The organism is Bacillus sp. FSL R10-2201 (genome assembly GCF_038008665.1).
Taxonomy (GTDB): Bacteria; Bacillota; Bacilli; order Bacillales; family Bacillaceae_G; genus Bacillus_A; species Bacillus_A mycoides.
On record NZ_JBBOZP010000001.1, the window covers coordinates 4,528,084 to 4,551,282 of the forward strand.

At 35.2% G+C, this 23,199-nt stretch carries 23 protein-coding genes, 1 pseudogene and 1 riboswitch; of the genes and pseudogenes, 13 read left to right on the forward strand and 11 right to left on the reverse strand.

What is annotated here, in order from left to right; translation table 11 throughout:
- Positions 1–49 precede the first annotated feature (49 nt).
- From NSQ69_RS23445 to NSQ69_RS23455, 3 genes are all read left to right on the forward strand, one after another.
- The gene (locus NSQ69_RS23445; RefSeq protein ID WP_002015678.1) at positions 50–562 is read left to right on the forward strand and encodes a gamma carbonic anhydrase; all 513 of its coding nucleotides are present in this window, start codon (positions 50–52) and stop codon (positions 560–562) included.
- A gap of 145 nt (positions 563–707) precedes the next feature.
- Positions 708–1,238, forward strand: coding sequence for a phosphatase PAP2 family protein (locus tag NSQ69_RS23450; RefSeq protein WP_002167520.1), 531 nt, complete (start codon positions 708–710; stop codon positions 1,236–1,238).
- 12 nt (positions 1,239–1,250) lie between these two features.
- Complete coding sequence (locus NSQ69_RS23455) at positions 1,251–2,393, forward strand: glycosyltransferase family 4 protein (RefSeq protein WP_002129533.1); 1,143 nt, start codon at positions 1,251–1,253, stop codon at positions 2,391–2,393.
- Between the two features lie 282 nt (positions 2,394–2,675).
- On the opposite strand, the gene NSQ69_RS23460 is transcribed toward NSQ69_RS23455, so the two are convergent.
- Together NSQ69_RS23460 and NSQ69_RS23465 are read right to left on the reverse strand one after the other, a co-directional pair.
- The gene (locus tag NSQ69_RS23460) at positions 2,676–3,278 is read right to left on the reverse strand and encodes a molybdenum cofactor guanylyltransferase (protein WP_002129534.1); all 603 of its coding nucleotides are present in this window, start codon (positions 3,276–3,278) and stop codon (positions 2,676–2,678) included.
- A complete protein-coding gene (locus NSQ69_RS23465; RefSeq protein WP_002129536.1) occupies positions 3,275–3,784 on the reverse strand; it encodes a MogA/MoaB family molybdenum cofactor biosynthesis protein in 510 nt (169 codons plus the stop codon). The genes NSQ69_RS23460 and NSQ69_RS23465 overlap by 4 nt, the downstream gene beginning before the upstream one ends.
- A 371-nt stretch (positions 3,785–4,155) precedes the next feature.
- On the opposite strand from NSQ69_RS23465, the gene NSQ69_RS23470 reads away from it, so the two are divergent.
- Positions 4,156–5,145 carry a hypothetical protein gene (locus tag NSQ69_RS23470; RefSeq protein ID WP_002129537.1) on the forward strand — a complete coding sequence of 330 codons (990 nt, stop codon included), beginning with the start codon at positions 4,156–4,158 and terminating at the stop codon, positions 5,143–5,145.
- A 424-nt stretch (positions 5,146–5,569) separates the two neighbouring features.
- Here NSQ69_RS23470 and NSQ69_RS23475 read toward each other — a convergent pair whose 3' ends face one another.
- Positions 5,570–5,713 carry a hypothetical protein gene (locus NSQ69_RS23475; RefSeq protein ID WP_002129538.1) on the reverse strand — a complete coding sequence of 48 codons (144 nt, stop codon included), beginning with the start codon at positions 5,711–5,713 and terminating at the stop codon, positions 5,570–5,572.
- Between the two features lie 237 nt (positions 5,714–5,950).
- On the opposite strand from NSQ69_RS23475, the gene NSQ69_RS23480 reads away from it, so the two are divergent.
- On the forward strand, positions 5,951–6,130 hold the full coding sequence (locus tag NSQ69_RS23480) for a hypothetical protein (protein ID WP_002034406.1): 180 nt from the start codon (positions 5,951–5,953) through the stop codon (positions 6,128–6,130).
- A 6-nt stretch (positions 6,131–6,136) separates the two neighbouring features.
- Complete coding sequence (locus NSQ69_RS23485; protein WP_000488702.1) at positions 6,137–6,316, forward strand: hypothetical protein; 180 nt, start codon at positions 6,137–6,139, stop codon at positions 6,314–6,316.
- Between the two features lie 41 nt (positions 6,317–6,357).
- Here NSQ69_RS23485 and metK read toward each other — a convergent pair whose 3' ends face one another.
- On the reverse strand, positions 6,358–7,557 hold the full coding sequence (gene metK, locus NSQ69_RS23490; RefSeq protein WP_078203695.1) for a methionine adenosyltransferase: 1,200 nt from the start codon (positions 7,555–7,557) through the stop codon (positions 6,358–6,360).
- Positions 7,558–7,726: 169 nt separating this feature from the next.
- A riboswitch (SAM riboswitch) is annotated at positions 7,727–7,848 on the reverse strand.
- Between the two features lie 228 nt (positions 7,849–8,076).
- Between metK and pckA the strand changes: the two genes are divergently transcribed.
- Together pckA and NSQ69_RS23500 are read left to right on the forward strand one after the other, a co-directional pair.
- Positions 8,077–9,663 (forward strand): phosphoenolpyruvate carboxykinase (ATP), encoded by a 1,587-nt coding sequence (gene pckA / locus NSQ69_RS23495; protein WP_002089118.1) that lies wholly within the window; start codon positions 8,077–8,079, stop codon positions 9,661–9,663.
- Positions 9,664–9,959: 296 nt separating this feature from the next.
- The gene (locus NSQ69_RS23500; protein WP_002089120.1) at positions 9,960–10,157 is read left to right on the forward strand and encodes a hypothetical protein; all 198 of its coding nucleotides are present in this window, start codon (positions 9,960–9,962) and stop codon (positions 10,155–10,157) included.
- Between the two features lie 287 nt (positions 10,158–10,444).
- Here the strand turns inward: NSQ69_RS23500 and NSQ69_RS23505 are convergent, their stop codons facing one another.
- Positions 10,445–10,828: an ATP synthase subunit I gene (locus NSQ69_RS23505; RefSeq protein WP_002129542.1), complete on the reverse strand. Its 384-nt coding sequence runs from the start codon at positions 10,826–10,828 to the stop codon at positions 10,445–10,447.
- Between the two features lie 292 nt (positions 10,829–11,120).
- Between NSQ69_RS23505 and NSQ69_RS23510 the strand changes: the two genes are divergently transcribed.
- Entirely contained in the window at positions 11,121–11,342 is a 222-nt protein-coding gene (locus NSQ69_RS23510; RefSeq protein ID WP_002034446.1) for a hypothetical protein, read from the forward strand.
- 28 nt (positions 11,343–11,370) lie between these two features.
- Here the strand turns inward: NSQ69_RS23510 and NSQ69_RS23515 are convergent, their stop codons facing one another.
- Positions 11,371–12,276, reverse strand: a complete 906-nt coding sequence (locus NSQ69_RS23515) for a DMT family transporter (protein ID WP_002167515.1) — start codon at positions 12,274–12,276, stop codon at positions 11,371–11,373.
- 113 nt (positions 12,277–12,389) lie between these two features.
- Positions 12,390–12,713 (reverse strand): iron-sulfur cluster biosynthesis family protein, encoded by a 324-nt coding sequence (locus NSQ69_RS23520; RefSeq protein ID WP_002089124.1) that lies wholly within the window; start codon positions 12,711–12,713, stop codon positions 12,390–12,392.
- 455 nt (positions 12,714–13,168) lie between these two features.
- Between NSQ69_RS23520 and NSQ69_RS23525 the strand changes: the two are divergent.
- Positions 13,169–13,390: pseudogene (locus NSQ69_RS23525) on the forward strand (Nif3-like dinuclear metal center hexameric protein); the annotation flags it as partial.
- A 137-nt stretch (positions 13,391–13,527) separates the two neighbouring features.
- Positions 13,528–14,598 carry a collagen-like protein gene (locus tag NSQ69_RS23530; RefSeq protein WP_341099733.1) on the forward strand — a complete coding sequence of 357 codons (1,071 nt, stop codon included), beginning with the start codon at positions 13,528–13,530 and terminating at the stop codon, positions 14,596–14,598.
- A gap of 258 nt (positions 14,599–14,856) precedes the next feature.
- On the opposite strand, the gene NSQ69_RS23535 is transcribed toward NSQ69_RS23530, so the two are convergent.
- Both NSQ69_RS23535 and NSQ69_RS23540 read right to left on the reverse strand, forming a co-directional pair.
- Entirely contained in the window at positions 14,857–16,074 is a 1,218-nt protein-coding gene (locus tag NSQ69_RS23535; protein WP_002143485.1) for an ATP-binding protein, read from the reverse strand.
- A gap of 25 nt (positions 16,075–16,099) precedes the next feature.
- Positions 16,100–17,329: an ATP-binding protein gene (locus tag NSQ69_RS23540; RefSeq protein ID WP_243514043.1), complete on the reverse strand. Its 1,230-nt coding sequence runs from the start codon at positions 17,327–17,329 to the stop codon at positions 16,100–16,102.
- Positions 17,330–17,501: 172 nt separating this feature from the next.
- Here NSQ69_RS23540 and NSQ69_RS23545 point away from each other — a divergent pair, with 172 nt between their 5' ends.
- Both NSQ69_RS23545 and NSQ69_RS23550 read left to right on the forward strand, forming a co-directional pair.
- Complete coding sequence (locus NSQ69_RS23545) at positions 17,502–19,529, forward strand: catalase (protein ID WP_003193647.1); 2,028 nt, start codon at positions 17,502–17,504, stop codon at positions 19,527–19,529.
- 21 nt (positions 19,530–19,550) lie between these two features.
- Positions 19,551–20,360: an alpha/beta fold hydrolase gene (locus tag NSQ69_RS23550; protein WP_341099737.1), complete on the forward strand. Its 810-nt coding sequence runs from the start codon at positions 19,551–19,553 to the stop codon at positions 20,358–20,360.
- A 49-nt stretch (positions 20,361–20,409) separates the two neighbouring features.
- On the opposite strand, the gene NSQ69_RS23555 is transcribed toward NSQ69_RS23550, so the two are convergent.
- The gene (locus NSQ69_RS23555; RefSeq protein WP_307838869.1) at positions 20,410–20,694 is read right to left on the reverse strand and encodes an ABC transporter permease subunit; all 285 of its coding nucleotides are present in this window, start codon (positions 20,692–20,694) and stop codon (positions 20,410–20,412) included.
- Between the two features lie 152 nt (positions 20,695–20,846).
- A complete protein-coding gene (locus NSQ69_RS23560) occupies positions 20,847–22,913 on the reverse strand; it encodes an LTA synthase family protein (RefSeq protein WP_002129556.1) in 2,067 nt (688 codons plus the stop codon).
- Positions 22,914–23,199 lie beyond the last annotated feature (286 nt).

Below are 23,199 nucleotides of genomic sequence, written 5' to 3' on the forward strand. Positions count from 1 at the left end.
CTCATAATTTGATACACTAAAACTAGTCTCTAGGAAAGGAAGGCTTTACATGATATATCCTTACAAAGAAAAAAATCCAAAAATTGCGAGTAGTGCTTTTATCGCTGACTATGTTACCATTACAGGCGATGTGACAATTGGCGAAGAATCTAGCATTTGGTTTAATACAGTCATCCGCGGTGATGTATCACCAACGATAATTGGAAATAGAGTAAATGTACAAGATCAATGTACACTTCACCAAAGCCCCCAGTATCCTCTTATTTTAGAAGATGACGTTACCGTTGGGCATCAAGTTATTTTACATAGCTGCAAAATTGAAAAAGATGCTTTAATCGGAATGGGATCTATCATATTAGATGGCGCTGAAATTGGTGAAGGAGCTTTCATCGGTGCTGGTAGTCTCGTTTCACAAGGAAAGAAAATCCCTCCTAATACGTTAGCTTTCGGTCGCCCTGCGAAGGTCATTCGCGAATTAACAGAAGAAGACCGTAAAGATATGGAACGTATCCGCACACAATACGTTGAAAAAGGACAATATTATAAATCGTTACAAAAGTGATTTTATCGCTGCCATAAGACTGGCAGCTTTTTTTATGAAAAAATCTAACTTTTTCTTTACAAAACCTTATTATCCCCTCAATAAAATCTTATTAAAATAGAAGTTAATAACTCCATATATATGTAAATGAGGGAGGAAAAATCTCATGAAGGTCAGTGGACTATATAAAATAGAATGTTACATCTTCAAAGGAATTAATCGCTACTTTGATCAAAAAACATTAAACATCTTTTTCAGCAATATTACCCATATCGGTGGTGCAAGTTTTTCCATTGCACTTACCCTATTCTTTTTAATTTTCGCAACAGGGAATTTGCATCAAGCTGCAATTGCAACTGCTATTTCTTTAACAATTAGCCATATTCCTGTGCAAATATTAAAAAGATGGTATCCACGAAAACGTCCTTATTTAACAATTCAAGATGCGAAATATCCAGTACAGCCTTTAAAAGATCATTCTTTTCCATCCGGACATACAACGGCTGTTTTCTCTGTCCTCATTCCATTTATTTGCTATAATCCAAACTTGCTTGCTTTTCTATTACCGTTAGCATTATGCGTCGGTATTTCCCGTATTTATTTAGGGCTTCATTATCCGTCAGATGTATTTGTAGGCATGTGCCTTGGCACTTGCTCTGGCATCATCTCTTTTTATCAACTCATTCCACTCATGTAAAGGAGCGATATGATGAGAGTCGCCATATTTACCGATACATTTACACCACAAGTCAACGGTGTGGCGAAAACTTTGGAACGTTTAACTAAATATTTTCAAAAAGAAAATATCGCCTATTCTGTTTTCGCCCCCCAGCATACGGCAGAAGATAATTTCGTAGCGAATGTGAACAAAATGAGAAGTATCCCGTTAACAATATTATATCCAGAATGTCGCTTTGCCTTTCCTACTCCGCGCATTAAGCGGGAACTTCTTGCCTTTAAACCTGATATCATTCACATCGCTACGCCTTTCAATATGGGACTTTGTGGGTTATATTATGCCAAAAAGTTAAATATCCCAGTTGTCGGTTCTTATCATACTGATTTTGACGCCTATTTACGCTATTACAAAATCGAATTTCTCTCCAATATGCTATGGAACTATTTAAGCTGGTTTCATAGTCATATGCAAAAAAACTTTGTTCCTTCTCCTGAAACATTACATCAATTAAAGAAAAAAGGGTTTCAACAGCTCTATATTTGGGGACGTGGTGTAGATTGTACTCTCTTTCATCCAACTTACAATAAAGACCTATTCCGAAAAAAATATAATATTACAGCGAAATATATTCTTTCCTACGTCGGGCGCCTTGCTCCTGAAAAAGATATCGATACTCTTCAAACACTTATTCAAACGACAAACAAAGAACGTGACGATATTCATTGGCTCATCGCTGGAGACGGGCCTCTAGCAACAAATTTGCGTGAAGCTGTTCCGAAAACAAATGTCACTTTTACTGGATATTTACAAGGCACGGATTTAGCTGAAGCATATGCTTGTTCTCATATGATGGTATTTCCATCAGCTACTGAAACGTTCGGAAATGTCGTACTTGAATCATTTGCATGCGGTACACCTGTCATTGGTGCAAATAGTGGCGGGGTTAAAAATATTATTACAGATGGAAAAACGGGAATTCTTTGTCCGCCAAAAGATACAGATTCCTTTCTATCCTCCATCCATTCTTTATTGCAAAATGAAGAGCTGCTTATGCAAATGGGCATAGCAGCTTCGTCTTATGCTAAATCAAAAAGCTGGGATGAGATCTTTCGTGGCTTACTTGACCAATATGAAGAAGTCCTTCAGCACACTGCATCAGAATTACTCGCTTAAACAGAAAAACTCCCTTCCAAAAAACGAAGGGAGTTTATTACACAGTTATAAATTTTAGTTTAATAAATGATACATAAGGTGAAATATCATTTTATTCCTATATTCATTATAACAAAAAGATACATAACTAAACAGAATTGTAATAAAAACCCATAAAAATTAATATATGGTTATATAGTATTTTTACTGTATAGAGATTTTAAGAGATTCCCCTTAAAATCTACTTACTCACATACCTATATACAGCAATTGTTCCCCAATTTCTGTATATCAAAAAACCTTTCATTCATTTGAAAGGTCTTTTTGAGCCTGTACGTATTCTGCTTTCGTATTCACATTTATAAACCAATCTGCATTCGCCTGTACATCCTCACCAACAATATATTTCACATTACATTGTGATAAAAGTTGGCCCATACTTCTTTTTTCTTCCTGAAGCAAAGCATAAATCTTGTCTTTCACACGGTTATGGTACGCTGCAAGTAACGGTTGTTTTCTTCCATTAATAATAGGAACAACCGCATCATATTCATTACTCGTTTGCTCTAGTAAAATGGTAAACCATTCATGCGAAACATTTGGCGCATCGCAAGGCATAATAGCGTACCAATCTGCTTCTATATATTCCATTCCTGATACAATTCCAGCAAGTGGTCCATTTCCTTTATAATGCGGAATATCTTCTATAACAGGAACTTGTACAAGTTGCTCTACTCGCTCTTTTATATCAGAATGACTAATGACTACAACTTCTTGTAACGCAGTTGTCATCACTTTCAAAATATGCTCTATAAAAGTACTCCCTTGCCAGCTCGCTAACGCTTTCGGCTCACCAAATCGACTCGACATACCGCCTGCCAATACAATTCCAGCATACTTACTCATTGGCGATGCAGCTCAAATGTAATATGACCTAATTCCGGTAAAATTAATTTATTCATCGCAAGGCGAACTGCTCCGCTAGACCCTGGCATGGAAAAGACAACTTTGCGCCCAATTGTACCGCCGATCGCTCTACTTAACATTGCGCTGCTTCCGATATCTTCTAAATAGCTAATCATACGGAACAACTCACCAAACCCAACAATTTCTTTATCTAATAACGCTGATACTGCTTCAATCGTCACATCACGTTTCGTAATACCAGTACCGCCATTTGTTAACACGACATCAACATCTTCCCGATGATAACCAGCTAACACCGCTTGCTGAATACTCTCTTTATCATCTTTTACAATTTCATAAGAGGTCACTGTATGCCCTGCTTCTTTTAATAATGCATGTAATAGTTGTCCGCTCTTGTCCGTCTCTTCTGTACGTGTATCAGAAATCGTCACGATCTTGCAGCGCACTTCTTTTGGAGCTTGTTTTTTATGTTCGGTTACGCTCACGTCTTATCTACCCCTCCTAAAAATTTTTCTTTACTTTATTATACGTATATTTATACTGTTGCAAGTAAAAAACTTGTGCTTCTACCTTAAGACTAAAAACTATTAATCAGGTTAAAAAAACTCCCCACAAAAAATAAGTAAACTGTTTTTTCTGAATTTTACTCGCAAGAACAAAAAGTAATCTGTTACAATAAAGGTAAATAATTACTTTAATTGATAAAAATAACTATTCATCTAAGTTCCTTAATCATATTCCCTATTTATACCAAACCTTTAAATAGAAATATTAGATGGTTCCTAACAAGAAAGATAATAGAAAAAGATATCCTTAACCCTCTTTCTTGTTAAATAATATAAAAAGGGTGATAAAAATGAAAAGTAATACTATCCAAAAAGCCTCTCTCTCTCTTCTACTTGCATCAAGTTCCTTATTTGCATTCGCCTCTGCTGGTAGCGCTGAGGAAAAACAGCCAGAGATTGCCCAAGTAAAACTTTCCAACTGGAATGAATCAAAAGATACTCCAGTAAAAAACGTCCGGTCTGTAATGCCGACAAATTCCGCTGAAATACAACTATATCATAATAATGGAAATCCAATTGAGACTAATATTTTAGAGCGTTCGGAGAATCCCGAAATGAATTTATTCGCGGTTGCCGATTATTATATAAACAATATAAACTATAAAAGCTATTATCTATCTGATACCAAAGCAGAAAACATTCAAAGCATCCAAAAAGAAGCATTAAATGAAATAAATAAAAAAAGTACGAATCTAAATTCTACATTGCAAACACCTTCTAATATTTCATATGCTGCTGGCTCTGGAAGTGCATTTAGAGATTATAACTGGTCGTTCTCAACTGGTGCAAAATTAACATCACAAGTTCAATTTACGAGAGTCTCTTCTAATGTAGACATCAACGGAACTACAGGATCTGTTTGGGATGTAAGTTCCACTAACCAACTCCAAAATACTATAACTAATCCTCCCTTTGTAGAATGGACGACAAGATTAGCCGTTCCGTTTTCTGCCCAAAAATTAATAGATTATGGTCCTGATAGTACATCAGGGCCTACTGCATCAGTCGGCTTATCTGGCTTTGTTCCTAGTTTTAGTTGGAGTTTTAATATAAGTGGGTTCAGTATAACAAGTACTTCTTTATTAAGTGAAAAATATGGTAGATGGACATTAAATAAAAACTTATTTAACCCTACGCCAACATCCGCTACAATGAGACCGGGTATCAGAACTTCAAATACATCCGGTGATCTAGGTGTCAAATTAAGTCATGCTTACTTCAGATCAGGTGGCACTGTTCATGCAACTGATATAATTTCAATGTATGTAGCGGACAGATAAACATATTAACAAACTTTTATTAATGGAAATATACAAAAAAAAGAATATAAGTAGTGATGCATGAAAAATCACCTCCTAAATTTCCATAATAAATATGGCAATTTAGGAGGCTATTGCCGTTTAAAAAGAAACTGCTATTAAGAAGATAATTAAGGACTTCTCTACATACCCAAAGAAACAAACTTATACCTCTCCCTAGCGCACTGATTTAAACTACACACTTAGAGAATCATTTTTTATCTTACATAAAAATGGTTTTGATAACAAATATCAGTAGCATTTTATTAATCAACAGTAAAAAGATGGTCGAGTCAATACCCAAACCATCTCTAAGTGTCTTTCTCAAATTTTTATTATTAACCTTCTCTAATAATTTCTAATTTTTCACCTAACAATATCTCCTAAGCGAGAATTCAACTTCGGTTCACGAACCACCTAACGCATTAAGTAAAGCCCCTAAAACTTCCATCATATTAGTTAGTGTTTTATTTAGATTAATAAAAACTATAGTTATAATCCCTAATAATACAAGTGCTATTACTCTTGTTACAATATTAAATATATTCATTTCAAAATACCCCCTTCAAAAATTGATTTTACACACTTTAAATTAACATACCGTTTTTTAGACTTCACATTCCTAATTATTACTAAAAACACGTCCATATTCCTGGTATAAACTAAAATGAGTAAAAATATATAGTTGAAAATATTTTGAATGTTATAATTAATTGTAACATATTTTCTCATCATAGAAAATCTTGTTTTCAAACATATTAATTCTTAATAAGGAGCTTAAATTATTATGGAACTTTACAAAAAACTAACAACAACATTCATCCTCTTATTCGTCGCTTCCATCACTGTCGGCTTTTCCTTAAAAGGCGCGATTCCATACGCTACATTAGTGAGTATTATATTCGCAACACTATTTTTAATGAGCAGTGCTTTTTGCGCAGGAAAAGCGCGTCAACTGAAAGGCTGACCGTCTATGTTCCGTAAGAAACCAATCCTTTGTAAATCATGTGAAAAGGAAATACAAACGTATGAAAAAGCGTGGATTCATATGCCATTTCCGGCAAGTGGTATGACAAATATGAAGAAGTATATTGAGCTAGACGGGGAAGTTTATTGTAGTTCTTGCATTCAAATTGTAAGTAAAACAAAATAAAAAAAGCTTTGCGCTCACGGCGCAAAGCTTTTTTTCATATATTATAGACCAGCTTGCTCTTTTAAAGCTGCAGCTTTGTCTGTACGTTCCCATGTAAGATCTACATCAGTACGTCCGAAGTGGCCGTAAGCTGCTGTTTGTTTGTAAATTGGGCGACGTAAGTCTAGCATTTTAATAATACCAGCTGGGCGAAGATCGAAGTTGTTACGAACTAGTTCTACCAATACGTCTTCAGATACTTTACCAGTGCCTAATGTATCAACTGAAATTGATACTGGTTGTGCTACGCCAATTGCGTATGCAAGTTGTACTTCTGCTTTGTCAGCAAGACCAGCTGCTACGATGTTTTTCGCAACATAACGAGCTGCATATGCTGCAGAACGGTCAACTTTCGTTGCATCTTTACCAGAGAATGCACCACCGCCATGGCGAGCGTATCCACCGTAAGTATCAACGATGATTTTACGTCCTGTTAAACCAGCATCACCTTGTGGTCCACCAATTACGAAGCGGCCAGTTGGGTTAATGAAGAATTTCGTTTCTCCATCCATTAATTCTGCTGGAACTACAGCTTTAATTACGTGCTCTTTTAAATCGCGATCGATTTCTTCCCACGTAACATCTGGATGATGTTGTGTAGAAATTACAATTGTATCCACACGTACAGGTTTACCATTTTCATCATACTCAACTGTAACTTGCGTTTTTCCATCCGGACGTAAGTATGTTAATGTGTCATCTTTACGTACTTCAGTTAAACGACGAGCTAATTTGTGAGCAAGCGAGATTGGAAGTGGCATTAATTCTTGTGTTTCATTACATGCGAAGCCAAACATTAAACCTTGGTCTCCCGCACCAATTGCCTCAATCTCAGCGTCAGTCATTTGACCTTCGCGTGCTTCTAGTGCTTGGTCAACACCCATAGCGATGTCAGCAGATTGCTCATCGATAGATGTTAAAACTGCACAAGTTTCTGCATCGAATCCGTATTTTGCGCGTGTGTAACCAATGCCTTGAATTGTTTCACGAACGATTTTTGGAATATCTACGTAAGTAGAAGTCGTAATTTCCCCCGCTACCAATACTAAACCAGTTGTTACAGTTGTTTCACAAGCTACACGTGCATTTGCGTCCTTTGCTAAGATCGCATCTAAAATTGAATCAGAAATTTGGTCACAAATTTTATCTGGATGTCCTTCAGTTACAGACTCAGATGTGAACAGATGACGTTTTTTTGTCATGTGGTAAACCTCCCTACAGTAATTGTATATATTGTACGGAACTCATCCTTAATTTGCCACAAACTGCGACATACATTTATTCTCCCACACAAGCATACAGAAAAACCTTTCCTACTTAACATAGAGGAAAGGTTTAATTTGCTACTTGCATACTGCTTTTTGCCCTTTGCTCTTATCGTTCGAGACCGTTAGCCTCGCACAGGTTTTAGCACCTATTCACCTGTATTTACCACTACAAATGAGGTTGCTGGGCTTCATCGGGCCTGTCCCTCCGCCAGCTCGGGATAAGAGAGTATCCGTCCCAACCTATACTAAAGAAATGATATTCATTTGTCAATTAATATTCACATTTTCCTGAAAGTTTTTCTCAATACCCATAGAATGAAATATTAATAGGGAAATGATACATTCACACAAACAAAAATAAATAAATAGTATACATTATTTATATAATTGTGTTATACTATTGATGGGGATTACGAGAAATATTTCATTAAATGAAAAGGATGGTATATAAATATGAGTACTGTGAATGTCCAAATTGGTTTACATGAATTATTGAACGGAAGCAATGCACAGATTCAATTAAGTGTTCCGCAATTAGTGGAAAAAGTATTAATGCGAAACGAAGGGAAATTAACTTCTACTGGTGCCGTTTCTGCTTCAACAGGAAAATACACAGGACGTTCTCCTAAGGATAAATTTATTGTGAAGGAAGCATCGGTTGCTGACAAAATTGCTTGGGGAGCCGTGAACCAACCGATCTCTGAAGAACATTTTAATAAATTATATATAAAAGTTTTAGAATACTTAAAAGAAAAAGAAGAGTTATTCATCTTCAAAGGATTTGCTGGCGCTGATCGCAACTATCGCCTACCAATTCAAGTTGTTAACGAATATGCATGGCATAATTTGTTCGTACATCAATTATTTATTCGTCCAAATGAAGAAGAATTAGCAACTCACGAATCAGAGTTCACAATTGTTTCTGCACCAAACTTCAAAGCAGATCCAGCAATTGACGGTACAAATTCTGAAGCATTCATTATGGTTTCATTCGAAAAACGTATCGTACTAATCGGTGGTACAGAATATGCTGGAGAAATGAAAAAATCAATCTTCTCTATTATGAACTTCTTACTACCTGAACAAGACATTCTTTCTATGCACTGCTCTTCAAACGTAGGCGAAGAAGGCGACGTAGCACTATTCTTCGGTTTATCTGGAACAGGCAAAACAACATTATCTGCTGATCCAAACCGTAAATTAATCGGTGACGATGAGCACGGTTGGTCTGATAACGGTGTATTCAATATTGAAGGCGGTTGCTATGCAAAATGTGTAAACCTTTCTCATGAGAAAGAACCACAAATCTTCGATGCAATCAAATTTGGTTCAGTTTTAGAAAACGTTGTCATTGATGGTCAAACACGCATCGCTGACTATAACGATACTACTTTAACAGAAAATACACGTGCTGCATACCCTATGCATGCGATTGACAATATCGTACTGCCAAGTGTTGCAGGACATCCAAATACAATTATTTTCTTAACTGCTGATGCATCTGGCGTATTGCCTCCAATCAGTAAGTTATCAAAAGAGCAAGCTATGTACCATTTCTTAAGCGGTTACACTAGTAAGCTAGCAGGAACAGAGCGCGGTGTTACATCTCCGCAAGCTACATTCTCTACTTGCTTCGGTTCACCGTTCTTACCGCTTGATGCATCTCGTTATGCTGAAATGCTTGGTGAAAAAATCGAGAAACATGATGCGAAAGTATTCTTAGTAAACACTGGCTGGACTGGTGGCGAATACGGCGTTGGTAAACGTATGAACTTAGGTTACACTCGTGCAATGATTCAAGCAGCACTAAGCGGTGAACTTGCTAAAGCTGAAACTGCAAAACACGACATCTTTGGCCTTGAAGTACCTCGTCATGTTCCAGGTGTACCTGATGAAGTATTAATGCCTGAACAAACTTGGGCTGATAAAGATGCTTACAAGGCGAAAGCAATTGAGCTTGCAAACGAATTTAAAGAAAACTTCAAAAAATTCGACAGCGTTTCTGAAGCTATTATTAACTTAGGCGGTCCAATCGCTTAATTACAAATTTTCTGTTGGAATAACCCTTTTACTCATATGAATAAGTGTCGTGTAACCGTAAAGTTCCGCGTACTCACCGACAAAACCCAATGCGGCTTAACGGTTACACACACTTACATAAAAAAGAAGCTTACGTTAAAAACGTAAGCTTCTTTCTATATCTTATATAAAGTGAAACTTTAATCTCTTCATCTATTGCATACCAATACCCATAAACTTACAGAAAATTCATTTTATAATCATTCGTTTGTAGTTTCCTATGATATATTTTACATATAAAGGAAAGGGTGAGACCCATGAAAAATTTTTCTCGTACAGGAAAAATTTTATTCAGTTATGGAGCGATTCAAATGTTTTGGGGACTTGTAATGCTTAACGTTAATTTATTTGAGCATACAAGTGAAACGATAAAATACATTATTCTAATTACCGGAATAGTTTGTTGTATTGTATCCAACTTTTTTAAAGAACCTAAGAGTCATACTACTAAGTGATTTCATATTAACTTATTGGAAGCGGAAACCTATATTTTATACAAAGTTACGCTTCCTGTTGTACTATCCATCGCCGGATCCCTTATTCCAGAGTAAGCCAATTTTCAATTTAAATAACCAGATTTTCATATATACAAATTACGGCTTCGAACATATAAATTATATTCCTGCTCACTACCTCGCTCTGGTTTCGCACCGCATGTGGCTAAAAAAGGCCCTAACCGCTTCTATCCACCGCTGGATCCTCTATTCCATCTAAAAAGAGGCTTTTCATCTTTTTATCTTTTTCAGCCCTTCGTTAATTCTTCCTCATCCTTCATACTATAATACCCTAAATTAATAACGATTAAGAAATAACCACCCAGAATACCTACTGCAAATGCCCACATTACCATATGATGCTCAATTTCGTACATGATAATAGCACCCAAAATTGCAGCTGCAAAGCGATTAAACATACCAAGCGTCGGCGCTTTCGTCTTCTTTACTATACTATCTCCAAGCTTTTCGATACGCCTTCCTAAAATCCAAACACAATACATGCTTACAATAAGTCCAATTCCTGCACCTAGAAAATGTGCTGAAAACGGTGTTAACATCCAGCCTAATAACAGAATACCTAGTAGATAATATGATTGAACTTTAAACGATTTTAATGACAAACTAATCATGCTGTACTCCCCTTCAATGTTTTTTATATTTATCCAACAAAAGCTGTATAACTCATTTCTTTCGAGTCCATACTACTTAAAATCTATTTCATTCAAATTAAAAACAACATAAACGGTATGTTTATGTTGTTAAAATGCTTTTAGGAAATAATATTATACAAGATTTCTAATATAGAATCCCTCATAAATGTGACGTTTTTCAAAACATTTTCGTCCAATTATGAAAAAATTGATATCAATCTATGAACATACGGATATGATGTAATAAGCACATAAATAAAGGGGGCGTCTAATGATTTATTTTTTAATGGCTCTCATTCATCTCATTGTTCCTGCACTTATTGGACTTTCCTTGTATTGGTACACGAAAAAACATAGTATTTTCTATGCTGTCCTCGGTGTTCTTCTTCCAGGTATTATTCTTATTACACTCTTCCGCATTCCTTTTCTTAATTTAATCCCACTTATTACTGCCATTTTATTCCTCGTATTTTTACCAAAAATAAAAAAATAGGAAAGCAGATCATAGGTGATCTGTTTTCCTATTTTGATATAGGTTCTTGCACGATAGAATTAGCTTCTACTTTCTCTGATTTCACAAACCATAGACCGAAGAAAATGATGATTCCACCAATTATTTGTTGAAACGATACATATTCATTTGCCCATACAGCTGCAAATAAAACAGCTACAAGCGGCGTAATATACATATATACCATCGTATGTGACGCACCAATTTTTTGAACACCAACATACCACATGACTAAACCGAATACTGTTACAAAGAAAATAGAATATAGTAAAGCAAATAGTGTCATTCCGTGTGTAATGTGAAATGGCATGACAAATACATGTGGACCACTTAACAATAAGAGCGGAATCGCTCCAACTAATGTCGACCATGCAGTAACACGTAATGCTGAGTATTTTTTAATAAGCGGCCCTGCTAAAACGGGATAAAGTCCCCAACATATTGATGTAATAAGTCCAATCCCATTTCCGTATAAAGAACTAGCGAGTGAATGCCCCGCTACTAAAACTAATGTAGCACCAATAAAGGCAATCATGGAACCAACTAACTTTCGAGAAGAAAATTTTTCTTGTTTCAAGAAAATCGCAAATAAAGTTGTAAAAATAGGTGAAATAGATATGAGTAAAGAAGCATTTGTAGCGGATGTGTATTTTACAGTTTCCATAAATAACGTTTGATACAGTACAATACCTACAACGCTAACGATGATTAATCTTGGTATATCTTTTCGCTCCATATAAAGTGACTTTTCGATAAAGAACGTAAGTAATAACAGTAGTGGTGCTGCTGTCATCATTCGAACTGCAGTAAACTCAATTGCTGTAAATTCTAAAAGTCCATATTTCGCAATCGTATAGTTAATCCCCCAAATAATAACGACACTTAAAATTGATAACTCAATTCCCCATCTTTTCATGCGCAACCCCCTCCGCAAAGAGAATTATACAGAAAATTCAACTATATGTACATTTCATTATGTGAAAAAATCCATAAGAAAAAGGAGCATATTATATACTCCTTCTCTCTTCATTATACTCGAACATGTAACTTCATATTCGGATTATAAAACTGGCTTGGGCTCTTCAGCTGGAAAGTTCCTCCAACTTCATGCCAATCAACTGTTAATTTATCATCCATAAATACAAGCTTTGTGCGATCTGCAATAAAGTTTAGTACGCTTGATTCGATATCTACATCGCGCTCATCTTTCTCTGAAACGGCTACTAAATCAATAATCCCGCTCATAACACAACCGCAACCTTCATTATCATAAAATAACTTTATATATTTCGTTTCACTTGGAATCGTATCCATAATCTTTTTATATGCTGCCTCTGTTACAGTAACGTACATGTGTTAACCTACATCCTCTCTTCTCGTATCATTTATATATTGTACCACCATTTTTCTTGAATTTTATATGCGGAAAATTAAGACTACTATAAAATATATGTGATAAAGTGAAACTTTAATCAGGGAGGTATCCATCCCCTTCTGATTATTAGCCCTCGCCAATCAGGCTTTTACGGGCAGTTAATGCGTGATAAAGGAGGTTGTATCACTGATGTTCAAACTACAACGATATCTCATTTTCTTAGGTCTATTAGGTAGCTTTTTTATTTCTAGCGGAATGGTATTACAACATATACTTCCCTATTCTCCTTCTATTGGCTGGATTCTAGGTTTTATTTGTTTCCTATCCGCTTCTTATTTTTCCATAAAAAACAAAAACAACTAACAAAGTAAGAACTATCTTAAGGAGGATTATCAAACATGCCAGCCTTAAAAGAAATAGAACAATAACTTAATCATTTATTACAGGAGAAATCCATTGCCATATCGACAATGATTATGGTAGGCATAAATACTCACTCATTATGGATTATGCGAAAGAAACAAATATGTCACTCATCGGTTTGTCACACTCTGCCTCTGAATATTTAGTGAAAGAGACATTGATGTATGATTGGTTTAAAGAGAATTTTGATGTAGATGTTACTTTGATTCCGCAGGAGACCTGGTGGTTATAAAACTAATAACACCTCCCCTATTTTTAAAATCTATATACGCAATACGATCCACCACACAAAATATAGAATCTACAATATATATATAGTAGCTCTACTTTTAAAACTAGATTTTCAAAAATATAGAAAGGAGATAATATATGTACCAACGCAATTGCTTTAGTTGTGACGGTAGACGCAACAGCGGTTCTATCGGCAGTACTGGACCTACTGGCGCTACTGGACCTACTGGCAATGCCGGGCCTACCGGGGCCGGTTTGCAAAGTACTACCGCTTTTAGTCTAGCAGCCGCTCCTAACTATAAAACGGGACAAGTTGTCACTTACACGAGTAGCGGCTATGTTGTAAAAAAAGATGCACCTCAAGGATTTCCGAATGTGTCTCAAGATTATATCGTATTGGTAGAAGGTGGTCCTACCGAATCTACTGGTTCTACTGGTTCTACCGGTTCTACCGGAACTACTGGTTCTACCGGTTCTACCGGTTCTACCGGTTCTACCGGTTCTACCGGAACTACTGGTTCTACCGGAACTACTGGTTCTACTGGTTCTACTGGTTCTACTGGTTCTACTGGTTCTACCGGAGCTACCGGAACTACTGGAACTACTGGAACTACTGGAGTCAATGGTTCTACTGGAGCTACCGGAACTACCGGAGTCACTGGTTCTACCGGAGCTACCGGAACTATTGGTGCCACTGGTTCTACCGGGACTACTGGACCTGCTGGTAGTTCAACAGCGAAAAGTATTGTTTTTCAAGGGACGAATGCTGGGTTTCAACGTATAGCAGGTTCTCCAGGAATTGATTCTAACGTTATTCCGTATGTAACTGCTGGAGCTGGAAATATAGTTGGTTTTGCTACATCTATAAATATTAATAACTTACCCGCTGCTGTTTATACGATTGATATTTGCAGGAATGTCCCAACAAACCTCTCTGCCCCGACCTCTAGTTACATCCTATCTACTATTACTTTAACTACTACAGATAAAATTACGGGAACTATGACATTTTCAATTAAACCTACGGATATTGGCTCTAGACAACCTCAAGTGTATAACCCTACTCCAGCACCTGGACCTGCCACTGTAACTTGGACTAGTATTACAACCGGAAACCTGTTTTCGAGGGGGGATGCGATATCTCTTTATATTACCCCCGGGATTACGGCAAGTTCTGTATATTCTATTTTTCTAATCACTGATATATAATCCACACTTACAAATCATTCATTTACAAAAAGGACCTCGATGCCGAGGCCAAAAAAATTGCAAATAAATTAAAACAAATAACAGACAAATTTATTATATACTCTCGCTTTAAAACACCCATATTTTGGATTGTGAATTTGTACAGTTTGTCAATGTTGTAAACATCCCGTTTATTAAAATTCCGTACTTCCTTCCACACTGAAAAGGGAAATCACTCTAAAGAAAGTGATTTCCCCTTTTTAAAATATCCCACTATAATTAAATCGGCAACATAATCTCAACAGTCGTTCCAACTCCAACTTCACTTTCAAAGTTCAATTTACCGTGGTGATCTTTAATAATTTTTTCCGTAACTACTAATCCTAAGCCTGTTCCAGTTTCTTTCGTTGTGTAAAAAGCTTCATTTAGCTTCGGAATTTTATCTTTCGGAATGCCGCATCCCTCATCTATAATTTGAACAATGATCACATCTTCCACTATAACTTTTACAGTAATAGTTCCGCCAACTGACATTGCTTCAATCGCATTTTTTATTAAATTAAAAAATACTTGTTTCAATCGTTTTTCCTCACATGTAATTGATGGTATATCTTTACTATAAATAGCATGCATTTTTATTCCTTGTTCTAAAGCTGGCTTTTCCATAACCCTGATAACATAAGAGATGATTTCTTTAATATTATACGTTTCGGATTCTACCGATTTAGATTTCTCAAACCCATTTAGTTCTGTAGCAATTGTATGAATTCGCTCTACTTCCTGTCTCATAATTTCACTATAAATTTTATCTTCTGGATATTTTTTCGCTTGCTTATTCACAAGTTTTTTCAATTTTTCTAACGGTCTTCTAATCTTATCGCCAATTACTGTCGCCATTTTTCCAACCATTGCTAATTTCTCTACATTTCGTATTTCTTTATCCATCATTTCAAGTGTACGAACGTAAGATTGGAATCTTAAAAATATAATCCAACATATAATAACAAACACGCTATATAATGCTATTGGGATAAGAACAATAAAGGATTGAACAACGAATCCCATAAGTGCATATTTTCCAACAATAGTTCCCGCAACTAACCAAAAGTACCTCTTATTCACAAATATTGGTGCAAATAAAATAAAGAATCCTTCTACTATATTCCCGCCATCAAATTCCGCATCACTTCCGTAATAAATAATGAAGTTATTAATAAAATCCAATATATTATAGCCAATTAAAATAATATACTTCACAATATACGGCTTTTTCCATTTCATAAAATAAAGTCCTATAAAGAATAATCCAACCATAAAACTATATAGCCATAAACCTAATCCTTCTCCAAAAGCATCTGCTAGTTTTTGATTTTTATCTGATAAAAGGACAATAGCTTTTTCAGCAAAATCATACGCAAAAAATATAACGAAGAATAAGCTTAAAAATATTATTAATGCCTTTATCTCTTCTTTTTCAAATATATTTCCTTTTTCCATATGATAACTCCTTTAACAACACCTCTTAATCTTGTGTCACATTGCGCTCACATTTTTTCGGGAGCAGTATTTCTACTCTCGTTCCTTTCTTTACTTCACTAGAAATGTGTAATTCTCCAAGGTGCTCTGTCACAATTCGCTCTGCTACCGTAAGACCTAATCCAATTCTATCTTGCTTCGTTGTATAAAAAGCATCCTTAACTCGTCCTAAATTATCCTTTTTTATCCCAAAACCACTATCTACTATACTTACTATTACATAATCTCTTTTTTTATTTTCAACTTGTATTTTTAATGTTCCGCCATGTTCCATTGCCTCTAAAGCATTTTTAATAATATACAAAAATACTCCTTTTAATTTGCGTTTATCACATTCAATTTCGCTTCTATTTTGCTCTTCATTAAAGGTACAATTTATATTTAACTCGTTCATTTTTCCGCGCATGTTTTCTACCGCTTGTACTAAAACATCACTTACAATGTGTTTTTCATAAACAGAAGGTTTACATGCAGCAACCTCCATTAATTCACTAATCATATTATTCATATTTTCGATTTCAAGAATCATTTGTTCATATGTTGCATCTTTTTCGTGTTTCTCTTTTTGTAATTGCGTAAACCCTTTTAATGAAGCAAGTGGGTTTTTAATTTCATGTCCGACTGTCGCTGCCATTTTTCCGATAACCGCCAATTTTTGTGACTGACTTGCCTCTGCAATACGTCCCTTTACTGCTGAAAGATATTGTAAAAATCGATTTAAAATAATAAATGACACGAAAAGTAACACCATATTTATAACAAGAGACATAAACAGGTTAAGTTCTCCAAATACAAATAGGTATATCATATATTTCCCTATAAGGAATGGCGCTAAGACAAATAAATATCTTTTACTCAAAAAGATCGGTACGAAGAAAATGAAAATATATTCAATTACATTCCCTTCATCAAATGCTATTGTATTATGAAAAGCATACCATCCAATATTAAAAGTCTCTGCGATCATGTATGCAAATAAATATGTATATTTAACTAAATATGCTTTTTCTCTCTCAAATAAGTAAACACTAATACCTAATATAGCCATAATATATGCAAGCTTCCATATCCCTTTATGCCAATTTGCTAAAGGCATTGTATCTTCTAATATAATCGCGTATGCAACCTCGTATACAATTAACATAACATGTATTACCCATAAGAAAATCTTAGCGTTTTTCTTTTCTTCTTTAGCTGATAGAAAACTCTCTTCCACTTCAACACCCCTTCAAAAGAATACCATTTATTATAATAAATGATTTTCATAGACAAACAAAGATAAATTGAACAAATGAGGAAAATCAATCCATAGATAATATACTTCCCCATACCATATGTAAGCATAAAAACCATGAACAATAATACGTATAATATGGGAGGTGCTTTATATGGACGGTCGTGAAAATAAGAAGATAGAACAGTTACAATCCTTTACGAAAAACAATGAAGGAAAAGAGATGACAACGAATACGGGTGTCAAAATTTCAAATGATGAAAACTCTTTAACCGCCGGCGATCGTGGTCCTACACTTTTAGAAGATTTCCTGATGCGAGAAAAACTCGCTCATTTTGACCGTGAACGAATTCCTGAAAGAGTCGTTCATGCCCGCGGTTACGGAGCACATGGTGTTTTTGAGCTATATGATTCTTTAGAAGACTTAACAATGGCTCATTTTTTACAAGACCCATCTAAAAAGACACCTATTTTTATTCGTTTTTCTGAAGTTGCTGGATCAAAAGGTGCAAATGAAACGAACCGAGATGTACGAGGATTCGCTGTTAAGTTTTATACAGAGGAAGGAAATTTCGATTTAGTGGGTAATAACATTCCGATTTTCTTCATTCAAGATGGTATTAAATTTCCGGATCTTATTCATGCTCTTAAACCAGAGCCACATAATGAGATTCCCCAAGGACAAACAGCACACGATACTTTTTGGGACTTTATCGCCAATAATCAAGAATCAGCTGCGATGATGATGTGGATTATGTCGGATCGCACAATTCCGAGAAGTTTTCGAATGATGCAAGGGTTCGGCGTTCATACATTTCGTTTAGTTAATAAACATGGGAAGTCACGATTCGTAAAATTCCACTGGAAGCCAAAGCTTGGCGTTCACTCGTTAATTTGGGATGAAGCTCAAAAACTAGGTGGCGCTGATCCAGATTATCATCGCCGTGATTTATGGGAAAATATTAATGCCGGAAACTACCCTGAGTACGAACTTGGCGTTCAAATTTTAGAAGAAGAGGATGAATTTAAATACGATTTCGATATATTAGATGCAACAAAAATTTGGCCGGAAGAAGACTTCCCTGTTAAGATCATCGGAAAAATGACGTTAAACCGAAACGTTGATAACGTATTTGCGGAAACAGAACAAGTCGCACTGCACCCTGGAAGCATCGTCCGCGGTATCGATTTTACAAATGATCCTCTCTTACAAGGTAGACTCTTTTCTTATACAGATACACAATTAGCACGCGTCGGTACAAACTATCAAGAGTTACCGATTAATCGTCCGGTATGTCCTTTTCATAACAATCAAAGAGATGGTGCGTCTAAATATATAATTGATAAAGGAAAAGTCGCTTACCATAATAACTCTTTAGCTAATAACTCTCCCTTTACTGTACCTGGTACGAAAGGCGGTTTCGTTACATATCCTTCTACTGTTTCTGGACATAAAACAAGAGAAACAGCCGCTAGTTTTAAAGACCATTTCTCACAAGCCCGTTTATTTTGGAATAGTATGAGCCACGTCGAAAAAATCCATATTATGCAGGCCTTTTCCTTTGAATTAGGAAAAGTAAAAAGTAAATCAGTTCGCCAACAAGTCGTAGGTATGATTGGTCATATAAGTACAGAATTAGCTACTTTAGTAGCTGAAGCAGTCGGGGCAACAGTGCCAAATGTTCAAGAATCAAATGTTACAAAATCCTCACCAGCACTAAGTATGGAACATACAACATTCAGCCCAAATACATTACGAGTAGGCGTCATTGTCGCAAACGGATATGACGGTCAAAACGCACAATATATTATAAATCAATTCAAACAAGCCGGTCTTCAGCCCGTTATTATTTCCGAACGATTAGGTTTTGTGCAAGGCTCTCAAAATGGACAGTGGGAAGTGAATGATACTTTCTTAACAGGATCACCACTTCTTTATGATGGGCTACTTCTTATTGGCGGAAATATTAATGATCATTTTCTTAACAAGGCAAGTTCATTCGTCGTAGAATCGTATAATCACTTTAAGCCAATTGGCGCTTTCCAAAATGGAACTACTATTGTTCAATCTTTAAACATCGAAGGAAAACCTGGCGTTATAACAGAACAAAATCCTATCTTACTTGCGAATGAATTTATTCAGGCAATGACAAAACAGCGATTTTGGGAGAGAGCCTACTAAAATGCATGAGGAGGATACATCATGTTCGTTACAGTGGAAAAAGATGTACACATTTTTGTTGAGGATATTAACCCAGGCCCTGGAAGTAAACCTGTCTTCTTCGTTCATGGCTGGCCTTTAAATCATCAAATGTACCAATATCAATTTAATATCTTACCACAACATGGTTTCCGCTGCATCGCCATGGATATACGAGGAAACGGACAGTCTGATAAACCATGGACTGGTTACACTTATGATCGTTTAGCTGATGATATCGCAATTGTATTAGATGCACTTCAAATAGAAAATGCTACGTTAGTCGGCTTCTCAGTCGGTGGCGCTCTCTCTATTCGGTATATGTCACGATATAATGGGCGTCGTATTTCCAAACTTGCATTAGTGGATGCTGTCTCTCCTTCTTTCGTGAAAAACCAAGAATCCCCTTACGGCGTACCGAAAGAACAAGCAGATGCTCTGATTGCTCAAATGTATGTAAATTCACCTAAGTTTCTAAGTGATGTATCTTTATCATTTTTTAATAGAAACTTAGGCGCTGCCACGTTAGAATGGTTTTCTTATCTCGGTATGCAGTCCGCTTCTTATGCTCTCATCAAAATTTTGCAAGCTGCTGCAAACGAAGACGTAACGAAAGACTTAAGTAAAATTAACGTCCCAACAAAAATATTCCACGGTGTTCACGACCAACTCATCCCTTATAAAAGTGCTGAGCTAACAAAAGAGCGAATTAAAAACTCTGAACTATATCCTCTTACAAATAGTGGCCACGGCTCTCCAATCGATCAAGCGGATGAATTAAATAAGGAACTGATAAAATTTTTAAATTCATAGTTCCTTTACAGTAAAAAAAGAATTTGCCCTTACGGCAAATTCTTTTTTCTTAACTACCTTTTGCACGAGCAAATTCCACATATGACTTATTCTTCTCTTCCATTAAAAATAAAACGATAATGCGGAAAAAATGAAGAGTTGGAACAATAGTCATACAAAGAATAGATAAAAAATAAACACGCTCATCGTTAAACGTATAAATACTAACAACTCGAAATCTTGTTTGTTTATAAATCCATACAACAAATAATTGCAAACTAAAAATTAATAACAAATCTGGAACTGATTCTATTAAAATTAAACAAATTGTCCAATTATATACTAGATGAAAAATTCACATACTTCTCACAAATCAATTATTAAAACGACTCTATTTTAATTTATACTAAATGTACAAGTAATACTCCCTAAACCTAGCTTGTCTGGTTATCCCGTTAAATACTATGAAAAAAGAACTTGTATCGTATACAAGTTCTTTTTTGTCGCCTATTTAAATAATATATCCTTACTATATTGCTTTCCGATGAGTAAGTCATATTGAATAAACTCATATTGCTTTAACATTTCTTTTTGTTTTTCTGTTAAACTTTTTATTGCTTCTCCGTCTTTTCCTATCTTCAATTCATCACGAAGTACGGGAATTTCTCCATATAACTTCGATAAAAATTGATAGAACGGTACCTTATTTAATCCAGCATAATCAAAGACAAGATTTGAAAAATAGATTGGACTTACTAAACCTAAATTGTCATTTGGCATATCAAAATTTGCATACATTAATAACGGCGTTTGCGCCATCGCTAATCGTTCACTTGGCGTTTTTTCATTTGTTATATAACCAGTCTCTTTATAAAGAGATTTATTTGTTCCTAGTGATGGGAGATGGTCCCCAAAGAATACTAATAATGTAGGTCTATCTAAATTATCTAGCTCCTCTATTAAATATTGAAGAGCTTCATCTGAACGTCTTAACCCTTCTGTATAAGTCTCTAATTCAGCCTTCGACTCTTCATTTTCTAATCCACTAATCTCTATTTGATTTTCACCAAATCTTCCTTCTGTAAATGGAAAATGATTTTGCATCGTAACTGCATGAACAAACGTAGGTTTCTTTTGCTTCTCTAATTCAGCTATTATCTCTTTACTCATAGATAGATCGCTAATATAATCTCCATCAACTTCTACATTTTCCATCGTATCTTGTGCATTAAACTTATCAAATCCTAACACTTTATATACATCATCCCGTTTAAAGAATGAGCGACCGAACGAATGAATTGCACTTGTATAATACCCTTCTTTTTTCAATGCTCGAGGAATTGATGGAATTTCTTTCTTATTTGTAACGACTTGCTGATATGGTATAGAGCCTGGTTTTAACAAACTCATTGAATAACTCGTTAATGCCTCAAATTCAACGTTTGCAGTATTTCCTCCAAATGCAGGAGAAATAGTTTGTCCACCAGGAAAACTTTCTATATAATGATGCAAATTAGGTAAAGGATCTTCACTAAAGGACAGGTTCGTTAACTTCGTTGGATCCCAAAACGATTCACTCATTACAAAAATAATATTCGGTTTCTCTTTTTGCTTCTGCGCCCCTATATTGCTACTATATTGTTTCTTTATATCGTTTGCTATTTGAAGCATATTTTCTTTTGAATAATCTTTCGGCTTTTCAATGACTGTCGTATCTAAATTACTTATAAATCCTAGCACAAAACCATTTGAAGCATAATTTTCATTTTGATTCCACAAAACGAACTCTATACCTGACTTTTGAAACCATTTATTCATAAACGTATTCGTAAAATTACCATACACATATAAAATAAAAACGGATCCTATTATAAATAGAACTCGTACGCCTGCATGAACTTTTACATTTTGAATATACTTCCTCACATACATACCCGCCAAAATACAGACAACAACACTTACAATAACGAGAAGAATATAACCCCAACTAAAATAATCCATCACCATTGGTATAACAGATTGCATATGTCCAATCTGTGTAAAATCAGAAGGATATAGTGGGTCTCCCCTAAAAACAATTTTGAAGTGATTTACAATAACCAAAATGATTAGCAAAATGCTTGTCAAAATAGTACTCAAAAAAACTTTCCCAAGCACGTTATACACCAAAACATATATCGCATAAATTACAATTAAACTAAATATAAACTGTGCGTTATAATTGTAAATCCAATTCAGTGTATTTACGAGATTCATATTATTTTGCGTGAAGATAAAAAGCAAAGTAACCACATGCGCTACTAAAAACATTCTAATATAAATCCTAATAATCCGTTTAAATTTATTAACAATATCTTTATTCAAATGCGCAACATACAATAGTACAACCCACATCAAAATTGTCATTATACTTAAAACAATTTTTTGATTTAACATATCTTTCATCGCATCTAAACTAAAATATTTTAAAATCAAGAAAAGTGTGGGTACAATATATAAGGTTACTAAACCACTTAAAACCGCCGAAATTAATATACTTCTTCTTGGCTGATGAAATGAATAATTATCCCTCAATTCACTCCCTCTTTTCTGTTTATTAATTTCACCCCGCACCGTAAAAACAGTTTCTATTAAGATAACATACTTCATGCATTTCGTCTTCACACTGGATTCTACTATAACTGTAGTTTCTTAATTCTCCCTTAATCAACAGTTAATTTTGGAATACCAACTATCCATTCTAAAAAAACTAAATTCCTTCATTCCACTTTATGATATAATAACTATGTTTTGGAAAACCTTAATGCTATTAGGGTTTTATCATGAAAATAAGAAAGAATTAATAAAAAAGGAGCTGCTC